Below are 6,083 nucleotides of genomic sequence, written 5' to 3'. Positions count from 1 at the left end.
TGCTTACCGAAGCTATGGAAAGCTGACGGTCATATAAAAATATTATTTTAGGATCAAGGGAGGACAGGTCATGAGTACAAATACAACGGAAAGGGAAAATCCGCTGCTACAGATTGACACAAGCTTCCGCACATATTTGAACGCTTATACAAGAAGCTATCAGAACCATATAGTTGACGGCGTGCTTGACTATGCTTTTGAGTCCGATTTTGCCGTAAGGCAGAAGATAATGGGACTTGGGGGCTGGGGAAAGCTCGTCAAGGCGGCAGGCTCGCAGGACGTTTCTGCCGAAGCAAAGCACCTGTTTCTTAAGTGCGAGCAGGTTGGCCCGCTTAAATATCCTGATATCTATGACATTGTGAAGAAGTGTGCCGAGCGGCTAGAGCTTGTTGTGCCTATCGTCTTTGTCAGAGGGGATATGGATAAAGCACAGGTCTACTCTGTGGCAAGTGATATCATCGAGCCTTGTATCGTGCTTTCAAAGCAGGTAGTGGAAATGTGCAGCAAGGAGGAGCTTATGTTCCTTATAGGCTGCGAGTGTGGAAGAATACAGAACAATCATTGTGCCTATAATATGGCATTTACATATCTCAATTACAATAAGTATACTTACAGACCAGTTGAAAGGTCATATAAGCAGACCGTGAACAATCAGCTTTATACAGCGCTTGTTCAGTGGGTGAAGTATGCTGATATAACTGCAAACAGAGCAGGCATTATCTGCCTCGATAAGCCGGGAATGTTCATAAGCGTCATAACAGGGCTTTATAACAAGGGCTATATCGACTTTTATGGCAGACAGCAGAAGAATATGGATACCGACGGACTTATCAAAAAGGCTGAGAGCGTCCATGCAGTTTCTTCAAGAAATCTGAAAACAGATAATACTATGAGCGAGCTTGAAAAGCTTGTTGTCGCAGCTACTGAGTTTCTGTATTGCTCAGTTCTTTATGAATGGCGTGGCGATGCAGAGGATTCTGACAGACACCTTGTTTCAGGTCAGATATGTGATGTGCGCAGCAGTATTATAATCGGAAACGGAGGCGTGATAGGTGGATAGTGCTAATATCAATACAGCGGAGCAGAATATTGCACAGGTAAAGACCGCTCTTAAAGCCTTTGTTGAAAATGAAAAGATAGCGAAAATGCTCGGCAAGGATTTTGTCAGCGAAATGAACGATTGGGAAGCTCTTATCGAGAAAAAAAGCGAAGAGCCTTTCACGCTGGTCATACTTGGCGAGTTCAAAAGGGGAAAAAGCACCATTATAAACGCCCTGCTGGGCAAGGAGCTTGCACCTATAAACGTTACACCTGAAACTTATACTATAAACGAGATATCTTTCGGTCATACGCAGTATGTGGAAGCTATCCTTGAAAACGGCATGAGAGTGCCGCTGTCGCTGGAGGATATTACAAGAGAAAAGCTTGAGCAGAGAATGAAGCTTTTCCCTGCAAAAATAAGCTATGTTCAGATAAAGGACAACGCCCCTATACTCAAAGAGATAAGGATAGTGGATACCCCAGGCCTTTCTGACTTGGAGAGCCTTGACAAGCAGGTAATGGATTATATTGTCAATGCCGACGCTATCATGTATGCAGCGTCATGCCTGCTGCCTTTTTCTGAAAGCGAGCAGTTGTTCCTTGCAAGCCATGTCCAGCCTCAGCGATTTGGTATGCTCTATATCCTCGTGAATATGATAGACGCAATGAGCTCTCAGAAGGACGCTGATAAAATACTAAAGCGTGTGAGAAACATATCCGAAAGGATAGTGCCTAACGCTATCGTATACGGCATAAGCGGTGCAGACGAGCTTAGCCGAAAGCTTGGCAGAGAAAGACCGCTGGACAAGGGTACAAGAGAGTTTTACGAAACTCAGTTTTTCCAGTTCGAGCTGTCTTTGCAGCGTGATATAATCATGCAGAAGGACGTTATACGTTCAAAGCGTGTTCTTACAATGCTCTCGCAGATGTGCGACGAAACAGCCGCAAAGCTTAGACTTATAAGCGATATGGCAGAGCTTGACAAGCAGAAGCTTGCCGACAGAGCAAAAGAGTTTGAGGAGCAGTGTGAAAAGCTTTCAAAGGCTCTGGAGGAGAAAAAGCCTGCTTTGCACCTTTCTATTATCGAAATGCAGCAGGAAGCCGAAGCTTGGATGTATGAGTTCTTCTCAAAGTTGAGAGCAAGCATTTTGGATTGCCGTGGAAAAGACGCAGACGGAAACGACCTTTACAGCTCTGAGGATATAGAAAAGCATTTCTATTCGTTCCTTATGGAAAAGGTGGGCGAAGCATATCGAAATTGTATCGAGAGCCATAGAGATAGGATAGCCGAGATAGTGGAAGGCACAGGCAGAGAACTTGCCTCCGCTCTTGGCATAGACGATCTTTCAAAGGCGGCAAAGGCTCCGTCAGTGGAAATGATAATGACTTCCCTGAACAAGAACGTAACACGTTCTGTTATGGGCGTTCAGCTTTTTGGCACCAGCGAAACCTTTCCTCCTGCCACAATGTCAGTTTTCAGCCTTATCCTTAAAAAGAAAAAGCAGACCGATATAATTGATATCGCTCTTGAAAACTATGATGATATAAGAAATAATATCGTCAAGGATATAAAGACAGTTTATCAGGACCTTGAAACAAAGGCAGCCGCAAGGCTCGACAGCCTTTATCAGTATCAGGTGGAAATGGGCAGAGAAGCCCTCAATCAGGCTCAGCAGCTCATGATGGTTTATGATAATGACGAGATAAGGCAGACCCTTGTGGAAGCAAAGCAAATGCTTGCCGAGCCACAGAGGATACTGGCAGAGAGCAAATTATAACAAAAAATAAAAACGTCCCATTAAGTTGGGGCGTTTTTTTGATAATGGCGTAAATATGCTTCTTGACAAAAAAACAGGCTGTTTTTGCAGCCTGTTTGGAATGTCTAAAAAAGTATTAAATCAACGGGCGACCTCAGGTCGCCGCTACATTTTGTATGCGGTAAATTATTTGTCTTTGTATTGCTCAACATTGTTTTCTATCTTGTCAACAGAGTTTCTTTCTGTTATGTCAACACGATAGTTGTACTGAGCGTTCTTTGTGACAGTGTTTTCAGTGAAGTATTCAAGTTCACCGTCTTTATCGAAAAAATAGGTTGTGGAAAAGCCCTTTGTGCCTATCTCCTCAGCGTCCTTTCCTAGCTTTGAAACGTCATAAACATACGTCACAGTAACAGAGCCGTCATCACCGATAATGTCAGAAACAGACTCAACAGCTTTCGGTGCAAACATCAGCATACCCTCGTCAGCTTGTGGGTGCTTTGCCTTTCTTGTGTACTTTGAAAAGCCCTTGTCGCCCTTTACCAAATGTGAGTATTCTCCGTTATCATAAGTGTAGCTCTCGATTCCGTTGTTATACTGAGCGTATTCCTTTCCACCGTTCTTGGCGTAGTAAGAATAGGTCAGCACATCCTTTTCGTCATACTTGAAAGTGAACTCCTGCTCGATATCACCAGTGTCCTCGTTGGTTATAACGACTTTTGCGGAGTCAAGCGCCGCATAGTCCTCCCTTGCCTGATATACCAATGTGTCATGCTTTAGCTCAGGCGTACCGCAGGAAGTGCATAAAAGGCAGACAGCCACTGTCAAAGCTACTGCTGCTGTTTTTAGAAATCTCATTTTAAAATTTACTCTCCTTAAAGCCCCTTGCAGGTCTTTGAGAACACTATAAGCGCCGCAGCAATAGTGAATATCTGCGAGATAGTTGCATGGACCATAAGACCTATATTGAATTTTATCACATACAGGTCTATAGCAAAGCTTTCAATGCCTACATTTTTTCCCCATGCAAGCCAGCCCACATAATCCTTGCCCTCACAGACGTAAGCTATGAACGCACCAAGTATTATTCCTGCCAGCATGAAAAATATAAACGCAAAAGTCTTTTTGAAATTTTTCATGACTGAATATCCTCTGTTTTATGTATCGGTATCTATTTTCTTCTTGACGGAGATTTTCTCTTGTTGTCAATGACTTTTTTCAGATCAGAAAATCTCTCCTCGCTTGACGCCTTGAACTTGCTGAGCATATCCTCAAAATCAGCGTTTCCTGAATTGCTGTCAGCATTGTATACCGGAGGCGGATTTTTAGCAAAATCCTGTGGCGCTCTGTCTCTGTTGTGATCCCTGTTATAGTCGTTTCTAGGTCTGCCCTGAGAATTGCCTCCCTGACGGTTGAAATTTCTCTGACCACCGTTAGGTCTGCCCTCTCTGCCACCTTGGTGACCGTTCTCTCTTGGCTTTCTCTGTGGCGCAGGCTGAGCCTTCTTGATGGAAAGCGAAATCTTTCCGTCGTCGCCTAAATTAAGCACCTTTACCTTGACGGTCTGACCCTCGGTAAGATGATCCTTTATCTCGTTTACGAATGTGTTCGCAACCTCCGAGATGTGGACCATTCCTGTCGTATCCTTGTCAAGCTCCACAAATGCTCCGAATTTTGTGATACCTGTTACTTTTCCTTCATAAATTTTTCCTACTTCAAGCTGCATTTGATTTTTGTGTCCTCTCTGCAATAAAAATTCTGCTATATGAACGGTCAAAAGACCGTGTTTGCCTTAGTCGCTGTTGTTTACAATATAAAATCTGCGCTCATTAGGATAAGCATAGCCCAGCTTTTCAATAGCTATCTTCTCCATATACTCCGCCTCATCGTCAGAACTGAGCAGCCTTGTGTATTCATCATTGAGCTGCTTGGCGGCGGTTATCTTTTTATTTATAGCGTCTGACTCTTTTCTGAGCTGTGCTATCTGCGCCTGCTGTGAGATGATAATCACCCCTGAATAAACAACAAGAGCGGCAACAGCAAAAATAGTCAGAAGCTTAACAAATCTTGATCTTTTCGGCTTTGGATTTTTTTTAGCAGCGTCCTTTTCAGCGTCAGCCGTTTCGGACGTTTTATTTTTAAAACCTAGCATTGCGTACTCCTTTTTTGATTACAAAACCGACCTTTCCATAAGCAATACCCCAATAACTGTCATGAGGCGTTACCTATACTCTTTTCTATTATACACTAATCAAAAGAGAGTTTTCAAGTGCTTTTAGAAGTTTTTTTTCGCAGAGAGGAAATTTTGCACTTTTTCACAAAACAGTCCCTGAAACCGTCTGTTCTTTTGGTAATAAATTTAACCACAGGCGAAAACGTTTTAGCAAATAGTTTTCTGATGATCGAAAAAAGGCTCCTCATCACGGATATAACAGCGTTTCCTACAGTAAGATGTTCTATCACAGAGCCTGTTAGCATACCGACTAAAACAAACCCTCTTATAGCCCCCGTCAGCCCGGTGCAAAATGTGAAAAGTGCAAAGCCGTAAAGAAATGTGTAAATGATATCCTCAAAAAAGGTGAGTATCTTCCCGTGTGGCAAAGCCGCCCTGAATACCCTGAAAATATCATATAAAAGCCCCAGCCCGCAGCCCAGAACCACAGACAGCAGAAAAAGCTCCCTTTCAAGCTCTAGCCCCAGTTGCATTTCTTTCATTTATCTTTCCCCTTTCTCCGACCTCTTGCACTGTGCAATGACATTGCATATACTTTTGGCTTAAAAACCGCCCGAATACACACCCCCCACTTGTAGGGGCGAACAGCGTTCGCCCGCCTGTTCGCAGTTTTTTCGGTGAATAGCTATCCAACAAAAATGCGGATATACCGACCACAATTAGCGGTCAGCCAACGGGTGACCTAAGGTCGCCCTTACATATGTTATCTGAATATCTTCCCTATCGCCGAGAGCTTTTTCTTTCTGTCCTTTTCTCCATAAACCAAAGCCCAGATATCTCCCTCCACGGAAACATCTCCCGATTCAACGCTTATTTCGTTTATGTGCAGGTCTTTGCCTTTTATCGTCAGCTCTCCAAGCTGTGTGAAAAGCCTTATCTCATCCTCGTCAAAGCTGTCAACGTCCGTCACGCCCGAAAGCTGTAAACGCTGTCTGTTTTCAAGAATGGCATTGTGCCTGCCCTGAGTATCATTCATAAAAGCACCCCCTGATATTTTTCTTATCTATGTATATTCGCTCCGTGTAAAAATATTTCTCTGAAAACGTTTTATA

Annotated in this window: 8 protein-coding genes; 2 read left to right on the top strand and 6 right to left on the bottom strand. The window is 43.4% G+C overall.

Features of this window, described 5'->3' with window-relative positions; all coding sequences use genetic code 11:
- The first annotated feature begins 70 nt into the window (after positions 1–70).
- Together QVO88_RS03550 and QVO88_RS03545 are read left to right on the top strand one after the other, a co-directional pair.
- Positions 71–1,060 (top strand): M48 family metalloprotease, encoded by a 990-nt coding sequence (locus QVO88_RS03550; protein ID WP_022287149.1) that lies wholly within the window; start codon positions 71–73, stop codon positions 1,058–1,060.
- A complete protein-coding gene (locus QVO88_RS03545) occupies positions 1,053–2,819 on the top strand; it encodes a dynamin family protein (protein ID WP_022287148.1) in 1,767 nt (588 codons plus the stop codon). The genes QVO88_RS03550 and QVO88_RS03545 overlap by 8 nt, the downstream gene beginning before the upstream one ends.
- A gap of 165 nt (positions 2,820–2,984) precedes the next feature.
- On the opposite strand, the gene QVO88_RS03540 is transcribed toward QVO88_RS03545, so the two are convergent.
- The 6 genes from QVO88_RS03540 to yabP all read right to left on the bottom strand — a co-directional run bounded on the left by QVO88_RS03540 (position 2,985) and on the right by yabP (position 6,007).
- Positions 2,985–3,656 (bottom strand): hypothetical protein, encoded by a 672-nt coding sequence (locus QVO88_RS03540; protein WP_022287147.1) that lies wholly within the window; start codon positions 3,654–3,656, stop codon positions 2,985–2,987.
- A gap of 17 nt (positions 3,657–3,673) precedes the next feature.
- Positions 3,674–3,937 (bottom strand): DUF4321 domain-containing protein, encoded by a 264-nt coding sequence (locus QVO88_RS03535; protein WP_022287146.1) that lies wholly within the window; start codon positions 3,935–3,937, stop codon positions 3,674–3,676.
- 32 nt (positions 3,938–3,969) lie between these two features.
- Positions 3,970–4,524, bottom strand: a complete 555-nt coding sequence (locus tag QVO88_RS03530) for a S1 RNA-binding domain-containing protein (RefSeq protein WP_022287145.1) — start codon at positions 4,522–4,524, stop codon at positions 3,970–3,972.
- Between the two features lie 66 nt (positions 4,525–4,590).
- Positions 4,591–4,950 (bottom strand): septum formation initiator family protein, encoded by a 360-nt coding sequence (locus QVO88_RS03525; RefSeq protein ID WP_022287144.1) that lies wholly within the window; start codon positions 4,948–4,950, stop codon positions 4,591–4,593.
- Positions 4,951–5,063: 113 nt separating this feature from the next.
- Positions 5,064–5,513 carry a spore cortex biosynthesis protein YabQ gene (gene yabQ / locus QVO88_RS03520; RefSeq protein ID WP_022287143.1) on the bottom strand — a complete coding sequence of 150 codons (450 nt, stop codon included), beginning with the start codon at positions 5,511–5,513 and terminating at the stop codon, positions 5,064–5,066.
- A 221-nt stretch (positions 5,514–5,734) separates the two neighbouring features.
- Complete coding sequence (gene yabP / locus QVO88_RS03515) at positions 5,735–6,007, bottom strand: sporulation protein YabP (protein ID WP_022287142.1); 273 nt, start codon at positions 6,005–6,007, stop codon at positions 5,735–5,737.
- Between the last annotated feature and the right edge of the window lie 76 nt (positions 6,008–6,083).

It is taken from the genome of Ruminococcus sp. CAG:57 (assembly GCF_000435935.1).
GTDB lineage: Bacteria > Bacillota > Clostridia > Oscillospirales > Ruminococcaceae > Hominimerdicola > Hominimerdicola aceti.
This window is presented reverse-complemented; position numbering and strand designations above follow the sequence as displayed.